Source organism: Bacteroides zoogleoformans (genome assembly GCF_002998435.1).
In the GTDB taxonomy this organism is placed as follows: Bacteria; Bacteroidota; Bacteroidia; order Bacteroidales; family Bacteroidaceae; genus Bacteroides; species Bacteroides zoogleoformans.
Genome location: NZ_CP027231.1, coordinates 2,095,988 through 2,117,643, shown reverse-complemented (window position 1 = coordinate 2,117,643; position 21,656 = coordinate 2,095,988). Strand labels below are relative to the sequence as shown.

Annotated in this window: 14 protein-coding genes and 1 pseudogene; 12 read left to right on the top strand and 3 right to left on the bottom strand. The window is 48.6% G+C overall.

Annotation, left to right across the window (positions count from 1 at the left end; all coding sequences use genetic code 11):
- The first annotated feature begins 37 nt into the window (after positions 1-37).
- Complete coding sequence (locus C4H11_RS08725) at positions 38-1,846, top strand: alpha-L-fucosidase (protein WP_106041313.1); 1,809 nt, start codon at positions 38-40, stop codon at positions 1,844-1,846.
- Positions 1,847-1,849: 3 nt separating this feature from the next.
- On the opposite strand, the gene C4H11_RS08720 is transcribed toward C4H11_RS08725, so the two are convergent.
- The gene (locus tag C4H11_RS08720; RefSeq protein ID WP_106041312.1) at positions 1,850-3,688 is read right to left on the bottom strand and encodes an ABC transporter ATP-binding protein; all 1,839 of its coding nucleotides are present in this window, start codon (positions 3,686-3,688) and stop codon (positions 1,850-1,852) included.
- Between the two features lie 190 nt (positions 3,689-3,878).
- Between C4H11_RS08720 and C4H11_RS08715 the strand changes: the two genes are divergently transcribed.
- The 3 genes from C4H11_RS08715 to C4H11_RS08705 all read left to right on the top strand — a co-directional run bounded on the left by C4H11_RS08715 (position 3,879) and on the right by C4H11_RS08705 (position 8,531).
- Positions 3,879-5,666: an LTA synthase family protein gene (locus C4H11_RS08715; protein WP_106041311.1), complete on the top strand. Its 1,788-nt coding sequence runs from the start codon at positions 3,879-3,881 to the stop codon at positions 5,664-5,666.
- Between the two features lie 392 nt (positions 5,667-6,058).
- Positions 6,059-8,077 carry a M43 family zinc metalloprotease gene (locus C4H11_RS08710; protein WP_106041310.1) on the top strand — a complete coding sequence of 673 codons (2,019 nt, stop codon included), beginning with the start codon at positions 6,059-6,061 and terminating at the stop codon, positions 8,075-8,077.
- A gap of 55 nt (positions 8,078-8,132) precedes the next feature.
- Complete coding sequence (locus C4H11_RS08705) at positions 8,133-8,531, top strand: hypothetical protein (RefSeq protein WP_106041309.1); 399 nt, start codon at positions 8,133-8,135, stop codon at positions 8,529-8,531.
- A 399-nt stretch (positions 8,532-8,930) separates the two neighbouring features.
- Here C4H11_RS08705 and C4H11_RS14705 read toward each other — a convergent pair.
- Positions 8,931-9,104: pseudogene (locus C4H11_RS14705) on the bottom strand (DUF1302 family protein); the annotation flags it as partial.
- A 114-nt stretch (positions 9,105-9,218) separates the two neighbouring features.
- Here C4H11_RS14705 and C4H11_RS08695 point away from each other — a divergent pair.
- Both C4H11_RS08695 and glf read left to right on the top strand, forming a co-directional pair.
- Positions 9,219-10,223, top strand: coding sequence for a galactofuranosyltransferase (locus tag C4H11_RS08695; protein ID WP_106041308.1), 1,005 nt, complete (start codon positions 9,219-9,221; stop codon positions 10,221-10,223).
- A 5-nt stretch (positions 10,224-10,228) separates the two neighbouring features.
- Positions 10,229-11,353, top strand: a complete 1,125-nt coding sequence (gene glf, locus C4H11_RS08690) for a UDP-galactopyranose mutase (protein WP_106041307.1) — start codon at positions 10,229-10,231, stop codon at positions 11,351-11,353.
- On the opposite strand, the gene C4H11_RS08685 is transcribed toward glf, so the two are convergent.
- Entirely contained in the window at positions 11,334-12,032 is a 699-nt protein-coding gene (locus C4H11_RS08685) for a glycosyltransferase family 32 protein (protein WP_106041306.1), read from the bottom strand. The two genes, glf and C4H11_RS08685, sit on opposite strands and share 20 nt — an antisense overlap.
- 473 nt (positions 12,033-12,505) lie before the next feature.
- Here C4H11_RS08685 and C4H11_RS08680 point away from each other — a divergent pair, with 473 nt between their 5' ends.
- The 6 genes from C4H11_RS08680 to C4H11_RS08655 all read left to right on the top strand — a co-directional run bounded on the left by C4H11_RS08680 (position 12,506) and on the right by C4H11_RS08655 (position 21,412).
- On the top strand, positions 12,506-13,141 hold the full coding sequence (locus tag C4H11_RS08680; RefSeq protein WP_106041305.1) for an RNA polymerase sigma factor: 636 nt from the start codon (positions 12,506-12,508) through the stop codon (positions 13,139-13,141).
- Positions 13,123-14,127 carry a FecR family protein gene (locus C4H11_RS08675; RefSeq protein ID WP_106041304.1) on the top strand — a complete coding sequence of 335 codons (1,005 nt, stop codon included), beginning with the start codon at positions 13,123-13,125 and terminating at the stop codon, positions 14,125-14,127. Before C4H11_RS08680 ends, C4H11_RS08675 begins: the two co-directional genes overlap by 19 nt.
- A 104-nt stretch (positions 14,128-14,231) precedes the next feature.
- Positions 14,232-17,741, top strand: coding sequence for a SusC/RagA family TonB-linked outer membrane protein (locus C4H11_RS08670; RefSeq protein WP_106041303.1), 3,510 nt, complete (start codon positions 14,232-14,234; stop codon positions 17,739-17,741).
- Positions 17,742-17,757: 16 nt separating this feature from the next.
- Positions 17,758-19,128 carry a RagB/SusD family nutrient uptake outer membrane protein gene (locus C4H11_RS08665; protein WP_106041302.1) on the top strand — a complete coding sequence of 457 codons (1,371 nt, stop codon included), beginning with the start codon at positions 17,758-17,760 and terminating at the stop codon, positions 19,126-19,128.
- A 25-nt stretch (positions 19,129-19,153) separates the two neighbouring features.
- Complete coding sequence (locus C4H11_RS08660; RefSeq protein WP_106041301.1) at positions 19,154-20,050, top strand: glycerophosphodiester phosphodiesterase family protein; 897 nt, start codon at positions 19,154-19,156, stop codon at positions 20,048-20,050.
- A 15-nt stretch (positions 20,051-20,065) separates the two neighbouring features.
- Positions 20,066-21,412, top strand: a complete 1,347-nt coding sequence (locus C4H11_RS08655; protein WP_106041300.1) for an MFS transporter — start codon at positions 20,066-20,068, stop codon at positions 21,410-21,412.
- Positions 21,413-21,656: the final 244 nt, after the last annotated feature.

The window sequence follows — 21,656 nt, the reverse complement described above, 5'->3', positions numbered from 1 at the left end:
AAACGCCATCGCCCGGCTCTTAAAAACACTATCCCTGATGAAAAAAACACTACTCCTTGCCTGCCTGCACCTATGCCTGTTGCAGGCGGCAGCCCAAGAAAAAGAACATTACCATGTGAAGCAGGTGGAGTTTCCGCAAAATGCCCCAATGGAACAAAAAGTGGAAATGGCAGCCCGGCTTGTGCCCACTACGCAACAATACGAGTGGCAGAAGCTGGAGCTCACGGCCTTTCTGCATTTCGGCATCAACACCTTTACCAACCGCGAATGGGGCGACGGGAAAGAAGACCCCGCCCTGTTCAATCCCACCGGTTTCGATGCCGAACAATGGGTGAAGAGCCTGAAGGAGGGAGGATTCAAGATGGCCATCATCACCGCCAAGCATCACGACGGCTTCTGCCTGTGGCCCACCGCCACCACTGCCCATTCCGTAGCCTCCTCGCCGTGGAAAGGGGGCAAGGGCGACGTGGTGAAGGAACTGCGCGCGGCATGCGACAAGTACGGCATGAAGTTCGGCGTCTACCTTTCGCCGTGGGACAGGAACGCTCCATGCTACGGCGATTCGCCACGCTATAACGAGTTCTTCATCCGCCAACTGACCGAGCTCCTCACCAACTACGGCGAGGTGCACGAGGTGTGGTTCGACGGAGCTTGCGCCGAAGGCCCCAACGGCAAAAAACAAGAGTACGACTGGGAAGCCTACATGAAAGTAATCAACACGCTGCAACCCAAAGCCGTGGCCGCCATCATGGGTGACGACATCCGCTGGGTGGGCAACGAGGCAGGCGTGGGACGCGAAACGGAGTGGAGCTCCACGGTACTTCCCCCATCTACGGCAACCGACTCGGAAAAAACTCTTGCACAGCTCGGCATCAACAACATGTCGAAAGACTTGGGCAGCCGCGACATGTTGCAAAAGGTGGACAGGCTCTTCTGGTATCCTTCGGAGGTAGACGTGTCCATCCGTCCGGGATGGTTCTACCATACGGCGGAAGACGACAAGGTGAAGCCGCTCGCCCACCTCGTGGATATTTACTTCAAATCGGTGGGCTACAATTCCGTGCTTCTGCTCAACATTCCGCCCGACCGTCGCGGACGGATTCATGAAAACGATGCCGCACGCATCAAGGAACTGGCCGATTACATCGCAGCAACATTCGCCACCGACTACGTGCGCAAAGGCAGCGCACCGTGGCAACCTGCCGAGGGCGAAAGCCGCGTGTACAAACTGAAAACGAAGGCAAGGATAAACGTCGTGATGCTGCAAGAAGACATCCGTCGGGGGCAACGTGTGGAGGCCTTCAAGGTAGAAGCCCTTACATCCGAAGGCTGGACGGAAGTGGCGCAAGGCACAACCGTGGGCTACAAACGCCTGCTCCGTTTCCCCGCCATAGAGGCGAAAGCCTTGCGCGTCACACTGATGGCATCGCGCCTGAAAGCCAACATAGCCAAAGTGGGGGCTTATTTTGCCGGGCCCGTGAAAGAGGCATCTAAGGCGAAAGAGCCTGACGCAATGAAACGCGACGGCTGGAAGCAACTCTCAGAGGCTCCGCTTACGGTCGATTTGGGAAAAACCTGCCTGCTGAAAAGCTTCACCTATGCCCCTGCCAACGGCGAAGCCACCCCCGACATGGCCTATAAGTTCCGCTTCTTGGTGAGCAACGACGGCGAGCACTGGACGGAAGTACGCACGCATGGCGAGTTCAGCAACATCATGCACAACCCGCAACCGCAGACCGTGGTCTTCGGCAAAGCCGTGGAAGCCCGGTACGTCAAGCTCGAAGCCACTTCGCCCAACGGCCGCAAGGCAAAAGTGACGATGGGTGAGATAGCGTTGAGCGATTAGCCATCATCCCAGCGACTGCATGTCGTTCAGCCGCTTGTAGTAGCCGTTCTTTGCCAGCAGCTCTTCGTGCTTGCCGCGCTCCACTATTTCGCCTTCGTAGAGCACGCATATTTCATCCGCATTCTTGATGGTGGAGAGGCGGTGGGCAATGGCAATGGTGGTGCGTGTCTTCATCAGACGCTCCAAAGCCTCCTGCACAAGGCGTTCGCTCTCGGTATCAAGAGCGGAGGTGGCCTCGTCGAGGATGAGGATGGGCGGGTTCTTAAGGATGGCACGGGCAATGCTGATGCGCTGGCGCTGGCCGCCCGAGAGTTTGCCTCCACGGTCGCCGATATTGGTTTGGTAGCCCAGTTCGGTTTCCATGATGAAGTCGTGGGCATTGGCAATCTTGGCCGCTTCCATCACCTGCTCCGGCGTGGCGTTCTCCACCCCGAAAGCGATGTTGTTGAAGAACGTATCGTTGAAGAGGATGGCCTCCTGGTTCACGTTGCCTATCAAAGCGCGCAGATCGTGGATGCGGAAGTTCTTGATGTTCACGCCGTCTATAAGGATTTCACCCTGATGCACATCGTGGTAGCGCGGCAACAGGTCTACCAGCGTCGACTTTCCCGAACCCGACTGCCCCACCAAGGCGATGGTCTGTCCTTTGGCCACGGTGAGGTCGATGTGCTTCAGCACTTCACGCTTTCCGTCGTAGCTGAACGACAGATCCCTGAACTCGATTTGCCGCTCCATACCGGTCAGGGCAACGGGATGGGCGGGTTCCTTGATGGGATTTTCGGCATTCAATATCTTGTCCACACGCTCCATCGAGGCGAGTCCCTTCGGGATGTTATAGCCCGCCTTTGCAAAGTCCTTCAACGGGTTGATGATGCTGTATAGAATCACCATATAGAAGATGAACGTGGAAGCCTCCATCGAAGTGCCCTCGCCCAGAATGAGCAGGCCGCCGAACCACAGCACCAGCACGATGAGCAGTGTGCCGAGGAACTCGCTCATGGGGTGCGCCAGTGCCTGACGAGTGGCCACCCTGTTGGTTGCGTCGCGCAGTTCGTCACTGCACTGCCTGAAGCGGTCCACCATCTTGTCTTCGGCAATGAATGCCTTGATGATGCGCAGCCCGCCCAGCGTCTCTTCCAGTTGCGACATGGTGTCGCTCCACTTTCCCTGCGCTTCGAGCGACTTGCGTTTCAGTTTCTTGCCCACCTTGCCCATGAGCCAGCCCATGCCGGGCAGCACCAAGATGGTGAACAGCGTCAACTGCCAACTGGTGACAATCAGCGTGGAAAAATAAAGTATAATCAGGATGGGGTTCTTGAGCAGCATATCCAGCGAGCTGGTGATGGAATTCTCTATCTCGCCCACGTCGCCGCTCATTCGGGCGATGATGTCGCCCTTTCTCTCTTCGGAAAAAAAGCCCAGCGGCAGATGCATCACTTTGGAGTAGACCATCACGCGGATGTCGCGCACCACGCCTGTGCGCAACGGAATCATCACGGCCGAAGAGCCGAAGTAGCAGGAGGTCTTCAGCATCGTCATGAAGGCGAGGAAGAGCCCCAGGAAGAGCAACGTGGTAGACGGCCCGTAGACCTCGATGAGACGGGTGACGTAGTAGTAGAAGTTGTTCACCGCCACCTCTTTCAGGCTTCCGGCGCCCCACTCCATGAAGCGGTAGGCCTGCGCATTATCTCCCGTCTTGAAGAGGATGTTCAGAATGGGAATCAACAAGGTGAACGAAAAAACGTTGAAAATGGCAGACAATACATTGAGCACGATGGCCCGGCCGATATACTTCTTATAAGGCGTCACGAAACGCCGCATCAGTTGCAGAAATTCCTTCATTGCTAATTGTTAGTGGATTGCAGGGACAAATATACGACAATAAACGGAAATACGGGACAAAGGCAACGCCTTTAGTACGCCAAGTCCACTTTTTCCGGAAAAGCCGCCAAGCTTTCTCTCCTTTTTATTTACCTTTGCGCCGTGACGGGAAAAATGCCTGCACAAACCAACGCTTAAACTCTTATTTCGTATGACAAGACCACGCTTCACGCGTTGCCCCGCCAACATCGACCGGATGGTACTTTGGTTCGGCACCGCCCTGTTCTTCAAGTTCCTGCTGTTCGACTTCATCTGGAGCATACCCACCACGTTCGCTTCGTTCTCCACCGTGGAGTTCTACGCCACGAAAGTCATCGCCACGCTGCTGTTGCTCGTGCCCTACCGTTTCTTCCGGCTGTGGAAGACGCAAATAGCCGTCATGCTGCTGATGGACATGCTGCTGGTGGCCAACCTGATGTATTTCCGCACCTACTACACGGCCATCCCCTTGAGCAGCTATGCCCTGTCGGGCAATCTGGCCGACTTCACCGGAAGCGTGTACGACTCTTTCCGTTGGTACGACGCCTTTTTCCCCCTCTCCACCCTTGCCTGCATTCCGCCCGCACTGCGCCGCAGGCAGATGCGTGAGCGCACGTCGTACCGCCGCTACGCAGTGCTTTCAGGCATCGCCATCGTGCTCTTCGCCACAACCACCTTGCTGAAGGGCGGTTTCGGCGCGGCCTATAAAGCCGTCCGCCAAGACGCCTACATGTGCGCAAGCACCACCTCCATGTACACCGTGTTCGGAGATATGTGCCACGACCTGATGAGCCGCAAGCAGACGCTCACCCCCGAAACACGGCAGCAGATAGAGGCGTGGTTGAGCCGGAAGCCCGTGCACCGTGCCCTGCCCGACTCCATCGGCACACGAAACAACTGCATCGTCATCCTTGCCGAGTCGCTCGAAAGCTGGGTATTGGAGACGGAAGTGGAAGGGCAGGAAATCACGCCCTGCCTCAACAGGCTGATAAAGGACTCCACCACCCTGTACGCTCCCCGTGTGCTGACGCAGGTGAAAGGAGGCCGCTCCATCGACGCGCAGCTGATGCTCTGTGCCGGACTGCTGCCCATCAACAGCGGCACGTACAGCAGCCTCTACCCCGACCATACCTACCACACCTTGCAGAAAGCCATGCACCAAAAGAAAGCCTCGCGCAACTACCTCCTCACCATCGACAAGGTGTCCACATGGAATCAGGGCGTCATTGCTTACAGCTTCGGCACGGACACCATCATAGCCTATCACGACTTCAAGCTGGAGGAAGCCTTCGGCACGCACAAGCGCACGGGCGACGGCGCTTTTCTGGCACAGTGCCGCCGCAAGATAGAGAACGGCGAGATATGGAAGCAGGGCGAAAACGTGTACATGCAGCTTGTCACCTATTCGGGACACGCCCCCTTCAAACTGCCCGAAGAGCTGAAAGAGGTGCGTTTCTCCCCGGCCATCCCGCAGAAGATGAACGACTACATGACCACCGCACGCTACACGGACAAGGCCATAGGACGGTTTGTGGAATACCTGAAGACGCTGCCGCAATACGCCGAAACCCTCATCGTCATCACCGGCGACCACGAGGGGCTGGCCTCGCACCGCGAGGAGTTGTGCAACGCCCCCGGCGGCAAGGGTGTCGTGTCCGACAAGACGTTTACACCCTTCATCGTGGTGAACTCGCCCATAGGCATGCGCTACGACAAGGTGATGGGGCAGATAGACATGTATCCCACGCTGCTGAACCTGCTCCGCCTCGACGATTACTGCTGGAGCGGACTGGGGCAAAGCATCTTCGACCCCTCGAAGAAAGGGTTCGCCGTCAGTCCCCAACTGAAGGTGGAGGGAGAAAGCGTCACGCCGCAGGAAGCAGCCTATGCGCAAGAGGCATACGAAATCTCCGACCGCATGATACAATTCGACTATCTGGGGCGATATGCCGGGGAATAGCCTTTTTCGGTAGACGATCATCCTTACCGCCTCATAATCAGCAGCTTTCCCGGCATCCGTCAGAGGCTTGTGTGTGACGCGACAAAGGCTTTTGCCTGACACGACAAACACTTGCGCCTGTCGGCTCAAAGTCCGGTGTTTGTCAAGACATAGACTTGCTCCTGTCCTTACGGGCACACACCCGCCCTCAACCGGCAAGCAGGCATGCCTCTGCAAAGCCCCGGCAAAACAAGATGGGCAAAATTAATTATAGAAACTTGGCTAAACATTTGTTTTTCTAATATTTAATCTGCTATTTTGTAATAATATCTTTTGTCGGCTTCTGTCCATTACACTGCGCAAAGCTGTTCGAGCCACGTTCTTTAATACAAACCTTTAAAAACTTTACCGCTATGAAACATTTTATTCCTTTCAGCATCCTCTTTTGCCTGACGCTCTGCCTCGGTTGCAGCAAAGAAGAACCCACCACAAGACGGATTTATCCGGAGAAACCGCAAAAGCCTATCGAACTGAGCGCGTTCGAAGGAAGTATCAAGTATCACAACGAATTAGAAAAGTGGGTTATCTATGCGAGAGTTGAACCCGGAGATGAAGTAACAAATATACTCATGATAGAGAACATGAAGGACGAGTACAAGGTGTACGAAAATCAGCGGATTGTCTTTAGCGGCACAGCCCAGCACTTGTACACGGATATTAATTTGCCGGATAATGGAGCAAGAGGATACACAAAGTATTACTCTCTAAAGCTAAAGGATATAAAAACACGCGCAAAGTGTGGAACGCCCGCCCCTCCCCCTCCCGCATGGTTCTTTGAACCGCAATCACGTGCCATAGGAAGTGGCAACTATCTTCTGAACGTTTATGTGCATGTCATAAGAAGCTCCGCCGGAAATGGACTTAATAAAACTACCGTTTCACCGGGAGTGATAAGTTCCTTAAACAACTACTATTCCGGATCTAATATCAGTTTCTGTTTATCCGGCGATGAATATATTGACTCTGACGCGCATAACAACACGCTCGGAACAATGGCAGAGTTAGCCAATATCTTCAATACCAATCCTCACCCAGATGCTATAGACATTTATATTATTAGTTCAGAAGAAAATTCAGACAAATTCATAGGACAAGCCAAGAACATTCCTTCCTCCGCATGCATTATCAGATCACGATACCACGAAGGTTCTACCCTGCCACATGAGGTAGGACATTGCTTAGGCTTGTATCATACACATCATGGGACATGGGATGAAGAACCCGGAATAAAAGAGTTGGTCAACGGAAGCAATGCGACTACGGCCGGTGACTATATAGCCGACACCCCAGCCGATCCGCAAAAGTGGCATCCATATTTTTGCGAATACATAGGAACAAGCGTGGATGCAAATGGGGACAGCTACAACCCAGACCCTACAAACATGATGTCATATTCCCATAAGCCATGCCGCACTAATTTCACTCCCTTACAGATACAACGGATGCATGCATCCATTAACCAGAGCAGCATTCTCCGGCAAGTGATACATCACAAGAAAATAGAAGGACCGAAAATGTTTTGCAGCAATGCCTCCTATTCCATTTCCGCACTATCTCCGAATGAAAGCGTTTCTTGGACAGTGAAAACCTTCTTCCCCTCTTCAGTAATGGATGACCAGCCTTTATCGAACTCGACAAATACATATAACGGGCCGACTCTCACACTGAACTCCAACGGTATGAATTCCCAATACCATACAATCGAGGCTGAGCTGACTTCTCCGGCAGGAACAACTTCTCTGACAACCTTTGCCACAAGCGGTCCCCCATCGCCCTACATAGGAAATTTGTATTGGTTTGTAAACGGACAATCCGGAATGACTACGAATATGAATCACGGTAATCCTATTTACGTTTCGGACGACTTTACGCTAAGGTTAGAATATACTGACAAAGCAAGTAATAACTCTTCTACCAACAACACATCGAATTATTTCACTTTTAAAATGGTAACTTCCGCACATCGCTATTTGCAGGGAAACCCCACGTTTAATTTAAGGGTAGGCGATTGTACCGATGGTTGGCTGAAAATCAGAACAGAAAACAATTGCGGAACCTCCGCCAATTTCTTCACAATTCCTTGTGAGATAATCGTTCCTTATTACAATATCTCTTTTAATGACAGTAGAGGGGAAATCACAATACGAGTGGTGAAACCTGAAGTAACGCAGAAAACGGAAGTGACAAACCGCAATCTTTCAATAAGTAAAGTTGAAGTATATACGGGTCGAGGCGTAAAACTCTTTTCTGACACCAAGAAAGAGAAAACCTACGAAATGAAGATAGATACACGTACATGGACTTCGGGAGAGTATCGCATTGTCGTTTCTGACAACACCTACACTCAAGAACGAAGAGTGATTATTGAGTAGCACTTCAGTTAGAATTTTAAACAGCGATTTATGTTATACTTAAAACCTTACCATTATGAAACATTTTATTCCTTTCAGCATCCTCTTTTGCCTGACGCTCTGCCTCGGTTGTAGCAAAGAAGAACCTACCACAAGACGGATTTATCCGGAGAAACCGCAAAAGCCCATCGAACTGAGCGCGTTCAAAGGAAGCATGGAGTATGACAACGAATTAGAAAAGTGGGTTATCTATGCGGAAATTGAGCAAGGAGATGAGGTAACAGATGTACTCATGATAGAGAACATGAAGGACGAGTACAAGGTGTACAAAAATCGGCGGATTGTCTTTAGCGGCACAGCCCAGCACCTGTACACGGATGTTATTTGGCCTATTAATGGAGCAGTGACAATTTATTACTCTCTAAAGCTAAAGGACATAAAGCTGAATGAGGATGCGTCTAATATAAGTCATTAGAAAAGTTACGGGTTGTAACAGATAAATAATAAAGAGCCCTATCACACTCTATTTCTTGAGTAATGATATGGCTCTTTTTTTCTGAAATTGAGTTTTCCCATATAGGCATCTTCCGCCGGAACGCTCATTTGTAAAATATTATACATAGATACGACAGGTGCAAATCGTATCTCGGTGCCGAAAGCCTCGTTCCTCGGTGAGGAAGAGGGTGTTCCTCGGTGTGGAACGACGTGTTCCTCGGTGCCGAACATACGCCATCTCGAAGAAAAGAGAAAAGAAGAGTATTATCCACTGAAAATCAAGCCAATACACACTCTTCTTCTGAAAGGCACACACAAACTGTCTATTGTCATGTTTTTTCCACGTCAATCGAGCAAAAATGCACGAAACAAAACACTGCTAAAAGCTGTATTTTGCCTTGACCCACACTTCCGAGTTGCGCTTGTACAGACCAAACATACCCTCATCGCCGCCAAACCAAGCAAAACCGGCAGAAAGACGGACGAGGTCGTTAAGGGCATAATCGGCGGAAAAGCGGCTGAACCGTCCTTGATGATTCAAGTCGAAACAGGTAAGGGCAAAATTAATCGGGCCGCGAATTGGATATGCAAGAAAGTTTGCTTAGCTTTGTTCTTCTTAACAACCATGCTGCTTTCTTTTTTTTGAAAAGCACAGCAACAGACGCCTATGAATTACTTTATAGCCATACAGTCGGCCAACAAGGCCAAAAACGACATTGACGACATCGTAGAAGGAATGGGATTCCGAAACCTGACGCCGACAAGGAAGCAGAACGGCATGATGGCCCGTTTCACGGCCAAAGTGTGCGGGGTGGCACGCATCCTCACGAAGATGAAACGCGGAGACATCCTGTTCCTGCAATACCCCATGAAGAAATTCTACAAAACGGCTTGCGTCTTCGCACACCTGAAAGGAGCGAAAGTGGTAACCGTCATCCACGATTTAGGGGCTTTCCGCCGCCATAAGCTGACACCGGAGCAAGAGAACATCCGCTTGTCGCGCACGGATTTTCTCATCGTGCACAACGAGAAGATGAAAGAGCACCTGCTTCGGCACGGTTGCTTGTCGCCCCTGCATTGCCTCGGCATCTTCGATTACCTGTCGCAGGCCGAACCCGCCCGATACGCCACGCCCCACCATCCCCGGTCGGTGGTCTATGCCGGCGGACTGGGACGATGGAGAAACGAATTTCTGTACAAACTCGACCCTCACATCCGCAACTGGACTCTGGACATCTACGGCAAAGGATTTGAAGAAGCTTACGCCAAAGACTGGCGGCACATCGCCTATCACGGTTTCCTGAGCTCCGAAGAGTTTGTAAACCGGATAGAAGCCGACTTCGGGCTGGTGTGGGACGGCGACTCCATAGACGAATGTTCGGGCAACTGGGGGGAATACCTGCGGATAAACAATCCGCACAAGACATCGTTCTACCTGCGGAGCGGACTTCCCGTCATCGTATGGAGCCAAGCCGCCATGGCGCCGTTCGTGTCGGAACACCGCATAGGCATAGCCATAGACTCGCTGGCCGACATCGACAATGCTCTGGAAGCACTGACCGAAGAAGAATATGGCATAATGAAAGAGAACGCCCTGAAGATGGGCAGACAGCTGGGCGAAGGCTACTTCATAAAGCAGGCACTCGACGAGGCTTTCAACGCATTGAACTAAAGGGAATGGAAACAAAGAAACAATACGATTACCTCATCGTGGGGGCAGGCCTGTTCGGCAGCGTCTTTGCACACGAGGCCAAAGCGGCCGGGAAACGCTGTCTGGTGATAGACAAGCGTCCGCACACCGGCGGAAACATCTACTGCGAAGATATCGACGGCATTCATGTGCATACATACGGCGCCCACATCTTCCATACTGACCGGGCCGAAGTGTGGGAGTACGTCAACCGGCTGGTAAAGTTCAACCGCTACACCAACTCTCCCCTCGCCCTTTTCGACGGCAAGCTGTACAACCTGCCTTTCAACATGAACACGTTCTACCGGCTGTGGGGCGTGCGCACTCCCCAAGAGGCCAAAGCCAAGCTCGAAGAGCAACGTGCGGCGTATGCCCACATCGAAACGCCCCGCAACCTCGAAGAACAAGCCTTGAAACTTTGCGGAAAAGACATCTACCTCCGCCTCATCAAAGGATACACGGAAAAACAGTGGGGACGCTCCGCCACCGAACTTCCGGCATTCATCATCAAGCGCATCCCGTTCCGTTTCACGTTCGACAATAATTACTTCGACGACCCTTATCAGGGCATTCCCATAGGAGGATACAACAAACTGACGGATGCGCTGCTGGAAGGGATAGAAGTGCGTACAAGCACCAACTACTTTGAACAACGTCAGGAACTGGACCGGATGGCCGGCAAGATTCTCTACACGGGGTGCATCGACGAGTATTTCGATTATTGTTTCGGACGCTTGGAATACCGCAGCCTGCGCTTCGAGCACAAGCGGCCGGACGATACGGACAACCATCAGGGCAACGCCGTGGTGAACTACTGCGAACGCGAAGTGCCATACACGCGTCTCATCGAGCATAAGCACTTTGAGTACGGCACGCAACCGTTCACCGTCATCACCTACGAGTACCCCGACTCTTTTGAACCGGGCAAGGAACCTTACTACCCCATAAACGACGAACGGAACATGCGCATCTTCGGGCAATATCAGGCATTGGCACGGCAGCAAAGCCGCGTGTTGTTCGGCGGCCGGCTGGCGCAATACACCTATGCCGACATGGACGACACCGTTGCCGCCGCCCTTGCGCTTTGGCGAACTACCGCTTCAAAAGGCTGAAACGTACAGTAAGCCAGACGTGCTTGACGAAGAGTTCCAGTTTACGTCCGAACTTCCGCTTCCTCCAACTCCCGTAGATGCGATGCTCTGCAAACGTATCGGGTGTGGAGGGGTATTTGTGACGGGGAATCACGTAATGCGAGGGGTATATGGTGATGTCATCAGTCGGATGCTGCTCCCTGTCTTCGGGAAGGCAGCCTTTCTTGCTCGCCATGTCGAACATCACCACCGGTGATATAATGGTGTTGTAGCTGCCGTCGGCATTCAGAAAAGGGGTTGATTCATAGTACTCGAACATTTCCTTGCAGAACAGGTTTCCTTTCTCTCCCATGAAGAAAGCCGCCTGCAACTGCGTGTTCTCATTCTCGAAAGTGGTGACAAATCCGCGTTCGGGTATAAGGTGGTCGAAACGCTTCTTGATAAAGATGTCGCTATCCATATAGATACCGCCTTCGCTATACACGGCATAAAAACGTACGGCATCGGCAGCAAATGCCCACTTCTTGGCCTCCAATGCCTCGTCTATGAATCGGCAACCGATAGCTTTGGCTTCCTGATACGTCCAACGCCTCACCCGGAAATCGGGCAGCAACTGTTTCCAAGTGTTCAGACAGAGTTTTATCTCCACCGGAAACGGGTCATCGCTGAACCAGCATAAATGAATCACTTTAGGTATCATAAGTAGTTTGAGTTTTCCTGATTCGAACCGCAAAGATAATATTTATAACGCATTATATTCAGAGCCGGCCTTTTTTTTCCTCAAAAGTTTTTTATCCGGTTCCTTTTCTGTTTCTTTCCGAACAGTGTTCCCTCTCAACTCCCGTATTTTCTACCACCCCTCTTCAAACAGAGACTTCGGCTCTGAAAGAATCTTGGTTCGGCAGAAATATTTGTGAGTAATCAGGAATCGATACTCTTGTCGTGGCACATGCACAAACCGGCGAACAGAAATGCTGCTGGAGATTCAAAAGGGGATATAGTTATGAACAATATGCAAGAAACGCTTCTTTATTCATCTTGTATGTTTCTGTTTTTTGTTCCATAAAGATGGAATTCTCATTTGTCAGATATACGGTTTTCTTTTGAATCTTTTGTTCTTTTGATAAAGTTGCGTTATCTTCGCTACGATGATGTGGAAAAACAACCAGAGACGTGCAATCATATACTGATATTCCTATAACAGATAATGATGAAATTCTCTTTGCTAAAGTGGAGCGAGGAGATATAGTTGCATTTACAGAAATCTATCGTAGATATCATAAGTTGCTTTATGTCATGTCGTATCGTTATTTGATGGATACGGAAATGGCGAAAGATGCAGTGCAACATGTCTTTACTCGCTTTTGGGAATACCGTACGGAAGTCCGTGTGGGAATCAGCTTGAAAAATTACTTGGTAACAATGAACAAAAACCATATTCTGAATGTGATTCGCAATGAAAATAATGCCATTGCCAAAAACTATGAGCTGGCACAGGACACTCCCGAGTATGAGGATACTTTGGTAGAAAATCTGGAGAAAAAAGAGCTGATGTCATTATTCTACAAGGCTTTGGAAAAGCTTCCACCTCAAAAGCGCGATATTTGCTTGATGAAAGTGCAGGAAGAATTGAGTAATCAAGAAATAGCCGATCGGCTGCAACTCTCTATCAACACGATAAAAACCCACTATTCGGAAGCTTTGAAGTTGTTGCGTGTTTATTTACATAAAATGCTAATAATTGTTACATACCTCACCTTGTTGAAGAGTCTGAGTGTCTATTTTATAGTATGGATAATAAAATCATAGATAAACCAACCGAGAAACAAATACAGGATGTATTGAGTGGAACATCTACTCCTGAAATCGCGCAATTGGTTGCAAAATGGTTTGCAACCGATGAGGGCACCGCCTACCTGTCACGTAGCATGGAACGGGATGCGGAACAAATAAAAGCCGATTACGAAGAACTTTATGTGGATCATGCTGTTCCGTCGGAGGAGATGTTTGTCCGTATTCGTCAAAACATCCGGCGGAGACGGATTCGCCGACTCTCTTTACGTGTAGCGGCTGTGGTTATCCCGTTCATTTTGCTGGGAGGGTTGTTTGTTCAAGTAAATATGCGTGTAGACTTGTTCGGCAATTCCGGCTATGAGGAAGTTTATGTGCCAAAGGGTGAACGCTTACAAATGATGTTTCAGGATGGTACACGCGTATATGTCAATTCGGATACCCGGTTGAAATATCCCAAGAAGTTTGCATTGTTCAGCCGTGAGATTTATTTGGACGGGGAAGCATATTTTGTTGTATCCAAAAATTCCCACTGCCCTTTTATTGTTAATCTCGAAAGCTCGGCCCTTCATGTTTTGGGTACATCATTCAATGTGCAGGCTTATCCTGAAAGTCAGAATATCACGGTGTGCCTTGATGAAGGACGTATTAAATTGGCTCTTCCTTCGGACAAGGAATATCCGTTGCAACCCGGCGAACGACTGGTTTACAATCGCGCAAGTAAACGCTGCACGGTTTCCCGGAACGTCGATAACATAGCTTTCCTGTGGAAAGCGAATGTGATAGCTTTCAAAAATGCCTCGTTGGCCGAAGTTGCCAGCGTGTTGGGGCGTTGGTATGACGTCGATTTTAAGATAGAGGGCAAGAATGCTTGGAGCGTATATTTCACTCTTACATCAGAAAATATTCCTCTTGAAAGAATTCTACGGGATTTGGAGAAAATTGCACCGCTTCAATTTAAATATAATGAGATAAAGAAAGAAGTAATAGTCACCTCCAAATAAAAAACTCAAAAAAGTCTCTTTTTCTCTCACCCGTTTTTAAGTTCTGTGTGTCTATTCTGTATAAAGTGATTTTTATACTAAGTGTTAATCTAAAAATAAAAGTTATGAAACACAGGATTTTATTTGTGCTGCTTTTCTGTTTTGCTGTTTGCTTTGCAGTTTCAGCCCAAGAGGTGTCAATGAATCTCCGGCAAGTGAAGTTGGAGAAGGTTTTTGATACTATTACGCAACAAACCGGGCTCACAGTGGCCTATAGCAGGCCTACGGTAAATCCCGAAAAGATTGTTTCCATTCAGGCGGATAAAGAAGAACTATCCAAGCTACTTCACCGCTTGCTTGCAGACATGAATGTGGATTTTGAGATTGGCGAGACAAAAATCTACCTGAAAGCAAAAGCTGCTTCTGATGCAACCAAACAAAACGGCAAGATGAAAAGAATTTCCGGTACTGTCATTGATCAAAATGGTGAGCCGGTGATTGGCGCCAGTGTAATTGTGAAAGGTACGACCAATGGCTTGATTACCGATATGGATGGAAACTATACGTTGACTGACGTTCCGGAAGATGCCGTCATTTCTATCTCATATATCGGGTATCAGACGGTAGAGCTGAAAGCGGATAGTAAGGGGTTGGTGAAAATTACGCTGAAAGAAGATAGTGAATTGCTGGAAGAAGTGGTAGTTGTGGGTTATGGAGTACAGAAGAAGCGTGATGTAACAACGGCTATTGCCAGTCTTCGTGCAAGCGACATGAAGGGACAGCCGGTAACTTCTATGGCAGAGGCCATGGTAGGCAGGATGCCGGGGGTGCAGGTGTCGCAGTCGACGGGTGCTCCGGGTTCTTCTTTGCAGATTAAAGTACGTGGAACGGGAACCATTACGGCAGGAACTTCTCCGTTATATGTTGTAGACGGTGTGCCGCTTGCTAAAGAGCAACTGAATACGTTTAATCTGAATGACGTGGAATCCATCGAGGTGCTGAAAGACGCTTCTTCAGCTGCAATTTACGGTTCACGCGGTTCAAACGGTGTGGTATTGATAACTACCAAGAAAGGACAAGAGGGACGTGCCACAGTCTCTTATAACGGATTTTATGGTTGGCAGACGGTTTCCAAAAAGATAGACATGCTCAATGCCTATGAGTATGCCGACTTGGTGAATGATGCCCGTAATAATACGTATAAGGATAAAATGGAGTCGGTCAACCGAAAACTCATAGCGCAAAATAAGAGTCCTTTGCCTTATAATATATCGGATGATAATGCTACTCGTCTGCAGAACACCAATAATGATTATAATACAATCGTTCCCATGGAGATTTTGCCATATCTGAGAGGAAAGAAGGGGCTGATTGACACAGATTGGCAAGATGAGATTTTCCGTACGGCAGGCATGCAGAGCCACTCTGTTGCCGTTTCCGGTGGCAGTCAGAAGATAAGGTATTATGCATCTGTCGATTATTTATCACAAGAAGGTGTCATTGTCAACAGTGATTTTACCCGTTATAGTTCACGCTTCAACCTTGATGTAACCGAAGGTATCTTTAAGTTCGGATTATCGTTAAGTCCTTCTGTGACAATAGAAAATGCTGTCAATTCGGACGGTGCTTATAATTCCAATGGCGGTGGCATCATAGCTTCTGCCTTGCACAGTGCCCCTATATTCCCGGTATATAATCCCGACGGTTCTTTTTCTTTCATTCAAAACGCTTGGAGCTCGAATACGCAAACGGTGCTCCCGAATGGTACTGTCAGGAAAGGTAATAGTCAGACGCAAGTCTGGAATCCCGTGGCATTGGCTATGTTGCAGAAAGATGAAACGAAAGCATCCCGCATCTTTGGCAATGCTTATGGAGAAGTCGCTTTTATGCCGGAGTTGAAATATCGTGCCAATTTTGGTGTGGATATATATAGCAGTTCGAGAGATACTTTTCGCCCGTCCACCATCCCAATTTCTAACACGGAGGGTAATCCGGAGTCTGTTCCCGAAGCAACTGCACGAACTGGCAAGATGTATAACTGGTTGTTTGAACAAACGATGAACTATAATAAGGTAGTCGATGGCCACTCGTTTGCTGCATTAGCCGGCTGGACCATGCAATACCAAAGAGATGAAAGCACCTATGCCTTTGCCAATGGATTCATCACAAATACTGTACCGACGTTGAATGCAGGTACTGTTACCCGTGGCAATACGCAGGCTTCTGAGTGGGCTTTACTTTCGGGACTTACCCGACTCCAGTATAATTATAGAGGCAAATATATGCTTACCGGGGCTATTCGTGCAGATGGCGCTTCCCGTTTTGGTAAAGACAACCGATGGGGATGGTTCCCGTCAATATCTGCTGGATGGCGTATGACTGAAGAAAAATTCATGAAGTCTTTGTCTTTCATCGATGATTTGAAACTGCGTGCCAGCTATGGTCTGACGGGTAACTTCCGTATACCCAACTATGGTGCGCAAGGTGAAGTTGCCTATCTTAGCTATGTGCTGGGTGGAGGCAGTGCGGAGGCTGTCAAGGGAGCGGCGCCCAAGAGTATGCCTAATCCCGAATTGCGTTGGGAAAAGACTGCACAGGTGAATGTGGGGTTCGATGCATCGCTATTCAAGAACCGCTTGACTTTGGGCTTGGATGTATATAACAGTAACACGTATGACTTGCTTTTGAATGTGCCTGTGCCAATGATGACGGGTTATAGTACTCGTTTGGAAAATATCGGTAAAGTGAACAATAAGGGAGTGGAGTTTAATATTGCAACCAACCAGAAGACGGGCGACCTCAACTGGAGTCTTTATTTCAATATCTCAAAGAATATCAACGAAGTGAAAGAGCTCGGGCCGGGCAATGCAGATATTATATCTTCCGGTTCAGTGAGCAATGCCTATTTTATAACTCGCGTGGGTGAAGCAATCGGAAGTTATTATCTTCCTATCGTAGAAGGCGTTTATAAGAATCAGGCTGAGGTGGATGCTGCTTTGCACTATAAGGATTCTCCCACCAATTATGGATTGGCTGACACAAAACCGGGTGATTTTAAATTTAAGGATGTCAATGGAGACAAGATATTGGATATTTCGGATACGGATCGTGCCATTGTGGGTAATTACATGCCCGATTTTACTTATGGTTTCGGTGCTACATTGGCTTGGAAGGGTGTCGACTTCGGTATTGTTTTCCAAGGAGTGCAAGGTAATGAGATTCTGAACCTGTCACGGCGATATTTTTATAACCATGAAGGAAATATGAATAACTACAAAGGGGCTATCAATCGCTGGAAGTCGGAGGATAATCCCGGTAGTGGAATGAATGTACGTGCCAATCGTGTCAGCAAAGGACAGAACGGCATAACCTCTACATGGCATGTGGAAGACGGCTCTTATCTGCGCATCAAGAACATATCTTTGGGCTATACGTTGCCGGAAAGCTGGCTTCGGAAGGTGTATTTGAAGTCTGCCCGTATATATTGTTCCGTCCAAAATCCATTTACCTTTACAAGTTATGAGGGATATAATCCGGAGGTGTCAAATCGCACTGCCGCAATGACCAATGGAGAAGATTACGGTGTGTATCCATTGGCAAGAACGACCTCGATAGGCGTTAATCTTACGTTTTAATCTTAAAAACAGTGATATGAAAAAAATAATAATATTGGTTTTTACAGCAATAATTCTTTCAAGCTGTAATGATTTTATAGATCTGAAACCCATTGATTTTCCTACGGAAGAGACGTTTTATAAAGATGTAAAAGGGTTGGAAGGAGCCGTTATAGGCCTTTATGATGAGTTGCAGTCCAGTGGCCAGTATGGAGCAACGTTCATGACTTTGATGGAAGTGCGTGGCGACAATGTAAAAGATGATAATTCCGGTGCCAGTGGCGGTATCAGATACCAGATAGAAGTGTTTACTGAGACCCCGGCAAACTCCAATTTGTCAGGCGCTTGGCTTTCGCTCTACAAAACGATTTATCGTTGCAACTTGGTACTTCAAAATATGGAACAGGTATCAATGTCTGAAGAACAACGAACTCGTATAGTCGGACAAGCCTCGTTTATACGTGCATTGTGTTATTTTAATCTGGTTCGCTTGTGGGGTGAAGTGCCCGTCGTCACTAAGACTCAGGCTGTGGCAGAAGCACGTAATAATAAGCGTGCTGCCGTCGGTGAGGTTTATGACCGGATAGTCAAAGACCTGACCGTGGCCCAGAGCTTGCCTGCTGTTTGGGCAGAGGCGGAAAGAGGTCGTGTCACTTCGTATGCTGCTCATGCGTTGCTGGCAAAGGTCCACTTGTATAGAAAAAACTATCAGGGGGTTGTCAATGAGCTTGCCCCGGTAATGGCAGCCATCAAGGCAGAGAAGGATTTGATGTTGGTGCCTATGCCGCAAACTTTCCCTAATAATCTGAAAACAAGCAAGGATATCATTTTCGCCGTTCAATATCTTAAGGGCGGAATTGGCGAGTCTGTCCACCAGAATAATCGCTATCGCAACAATGATAATGGCAATGTCATTTCTTTAGAACAGTCGGAATTTGAAAGCAACGCGGACAACCGTAAGGCATTGGTCGCTCCTACCGGTAGTGGAAAGCGTCCGGGCAAATTTGATGCGCCTGCTACAAACAACGAAACCAGTGCCGATTTTCCTGTGTTGCGTTGCGCTGAAGTAATGTTGATGTATGCCGAAGCGGCTAATGAGCTTGCCGCCACTCCTACACAAGAGGCTTTGGATGCCCTGAATGCCGTACGCATAAACGCAGGACTTACCGGTAAGACATTAGACGAACTGTCTACAAAGGAACTCTTCCGCCGGGCGGTATATAAGGAGCGGCGTCTGGAACTTGCTTTAGAGTGCGACCGATGGTTTGACATTGTGCGCACAGGTCAGATGTCTTCCATATTTCCCGGAATTGCCAGCTATCGCCAGTTTTATCCGGTTCCTTTGACCGAAATAGAGAATGTCAATGATAAAACAGGTTGGCAAAATGAGGGATATATTATAGAATAAAAGTTGTTTTGAAATCCGTGAAATTATGAGAAAGATATATTTGTTGCTGTTTACATTTTTTGCTTTATTGCAGCTTTCTGCTCAAGACCGCGTTACACAGATTCGTGAAAAACTAATGAATCGCGACCAAAGCTCGGTGGTCGTGGTAGCTCATCGTGGCGACTGGCGTAATTTTCCTGAGAACTCATTGGAGGCGATAGACAACGCCATTAAGATGGGTGTGGACATTGTGGAGCTGGATGTAATGGAGACAAAAGACGGTGAACTGATATTGATGCATGATAAGTCATTGGATCGTACCACTACCGGAAAAGGCTTGGTTTCTGAAAACACGCTTGATGAGATACGGCAATTGAAGTTAAAGAATGGCTGTAATATCCGTACCATTCACAAAGTCCCTACTTTGGAGGAGGCTTTGCTTCACGCCAAAGGTAAGATTATGATAAATCTGGATAAAGCAGACGCTTATTTTGACCGGATTTATGAACTGATGCAGAAGACGGGAACCACCAAGCAAATCATAATGAAAGGGCGTAAGACGGTGGAAGAAGTCAAGAAGCAATTCGGCGATTATTTGAACGATGTAATCTATATGCCCATTATAAACCTTGATGCGCCGGGGGCTGAGGAGCAAATAGAAAAGTTCATTAAGGACATGGCTCCTGTTGCTTTCGAGTTGCTGTATGTAAAAGACACCAATCCGCTTCCTAAGAAACTGGCGACAGCTTTGAGCGGCCGTTCTCTTATTTGGTATAATACTTTGTGGGACACGATGGCAGGCGGACATGACGACGACATGTCTTTGCAGAGCCCGGATGCCGGTTATGGATATCTGATTGATACACTGGGATGTCGCATAATACAGACGGACAGACCTGCTTACCTGCTGGAATATCTGAAAGCAAAGAATCTGCACGAATAGGGGGGCTGAGAACTCATGTGGAAGTTTATTGCCAATTTTTACAAGGTCTCGCAAGCGAGGCCTTGTAATGGAGAGACTTTGCCGGAACAGAAACGTCGCTTGAAACATCTGCAATGGTCCACTTTTCTTGCCGCGACGCTGGGGTATGGCATATATTACGTCTGCCGTCTCAGTTTGAACGTAGTGAAGAAGCCGATAGTGGAGGAGGGCGTTTTTTCTGAAACAGAATTGGGCATCATCGGTTCGGTGCTGTTTTTTACCTATGCTGTCGGCAAGTTCACCAATGGCTTTCTGGCCGATCGTAGCAATATAAACCGCTTCATGAGCACCGGACTGTTGGTGACGGCATTGGTCAACCTTTGCCTCGGCTTTGTCAATTCATTCATCCTGTTTGCTGTCCTTTGGGGAATCAGCGGTTGGTTTCAGTCAATAGGTGCGGCTTCCTGTGTGGTGGGATTGTCACGTTGGTTCACGGATAAGCAGCGCGGCTCTTTCTATGGATTTTGGAGTGCGAGCCATAACATCGGTGAAGCCATGACTTTTATTGTTGTTGCTTCCATTGTCAGTGCTTTCGGTTGGCGGTATGGCTTTCTGGGGGCAGGACTTGTCGGACTGACCGGTGCCTTGATTGTCTGGCGTTTTTTTCACGATACTCCGCAAAGCAAAGGGTTTCCTGCCGTTAATGAGCCTAAGAAGGAGAAAGAAATGAGTGCATCGCAGAGCGAGGAGTTCAACCGTGCTCAAAAAGAGGTGCTTCGCAATCCTGCCATCTGGATATTGGCCCTCAGCAGCGCTTTCATGTATATCAGCCGTTATGCGGTGAACAGTTGGGGCGTTTTTTATTTGGAGGCGCAGAAAGGCTACTCGACGCTGGATGCCAGCTTCATCATCTCCATCAGTTCGGTTTGCGGCATTGTGGGCACCGTGTTTTCCGGTGTTATCTCTGACAAACTGTTCGGAGGGCGTCGTAATGTTCCTGCCTTGATTTTCGGTTTGCTGAATGTTGCAGCCCTCTGCCTTTTTTTGCTTGTGCCGGGAGTTCATTTTGGGTTGGATGCTGTGGCAATGGTGTTGTTCGGGCTTGGTATCGGTGTGCTGATTTGTTTTCTCGGTGGATTGATGGCCGTTGATATAGCTCCTCGTAATGCTTCGGGGGCTGCATTGGGAGTGGTGGGCATTGCCAGTTATATTGGTGCAGGGCTTCAGGACGTGATGAGTGGTGTGCTGATAGAAGGAAACAAATCCATGATAGACGGAGTGGAAGTTTACGACTTTACTTATATCAATTGGTTTTGGATAGGTTCTGCCTTGTTGTCAGTATTATTGGCTTTGTTTGTTTGGAATGCTCGGAATAAATCGTAATCCGTTGGCGGAATAATTATAACGCATACCCGGTCTCTTCATGAAATTATTATCAGCCAATCTCGAAGAATGAAGCAATTGTACAAACTGATTGACCTGATTGCTGATGATGTGTTGATAAAGGAGTAGGATAATATCTTTACAAAATATGCCTTTATTCTTTCCCTTTTGAAAAAGAAAACGGAGTTGTCTTTTCTCACTCCTATACAGAGGGTAGATCAGTATACGACTGATGTACCCTCTG

Bases quoted from the DNA above. Each gene is read 5' to 3' on its own strand.
- glf (WP_106041307.1), top strand. From the start codon at position 10,229: ATGGAAACAAAGAAACAATACGATTACCTCATCGTGGGGGCAGGCCTG.
- C4H11_RS08675 (WP_106041304.1), top strand. From the start codon at position 13,123: ATGGATAATAAAATCATAGATAAACCAACCGAGAAACAAATACAGGAT.
- C4H11_RS08695 (WP_106041308.1), top strand. From the start codon at position 9,219: ATGAATTACTTTATAGCCATACAGTCGGCCAACAAGGCCAAAAACGAC.
- C4H11_RS08685 (WP_106041306.1), bottom strand. From the start codon at position 12,032: ATGATACCTAAAGTGATTCATTTATGCTGGTTCAGCGATGACCCGTTT.
- C4H11_RS08670 (WP_106041303.1), top strand. From the start codon at position 14,232: ATGAAACACAGGATTTTATTTGTGCTGCTTTTCTGTTTTGCTGTTTGC.
- C4H11_RS08660 (WP_106041301.1), top strand. From the start codon at position 19,154: ATGAGAAAGATATATTTGTTGCTGTTTACATTTTTTGCTTTATTGCAG.
- C4H11_RS08665 (WP_106041302.1), top strand. From the start codon at position 17,758: ATGAAAAAAATAATAATATTGGTTTTTACAGCAATAATTCTTTCAAGC.
- C4H11_RS08655 (WP_106041300.1), top strand. From the start codon at position 20,066: ATGTGGAAGTTTATTGCCAATTTTTACAAGGTCTCGCAAGCGAGGCCT.
- C4H11_RS08710 (WP_106041310.1), top strand. From the start codon at position 6,059: ATGAAACATTTTATTCCTTTCAGCATCCTCTTTTGCCTGACGCTCTGC.
- C4H11_RS08725 (WP_106041313.1), top strand. From the start codon at position 38: ATGAAAAAAACACTACTCCTTGCCTGCCTGCACCTATGCCTGTTGCAG.
- C4H11_RS08715 (WP_106041311.1), top strand. From the start codon at position 3,879: ATGACAAGACCACGCTTCACGCGTTGCCCCGCCAACATCGACCGGATG.
- C4H11_RS08720 (WP_106041312.1), bottom strand. From the start codon at position 3,688: ATGAAGGAATTTCTGCAACTGATGCGGCGTTTCGTGACGCCTTATAAG.
- C4H11_RS08705 (WP_106041309.1), top strand. From the start codon at position 8,133: ATGAAACATTTTATTCCTTTCAGCATCCTCTTTTGCCTGACGCTCTGC.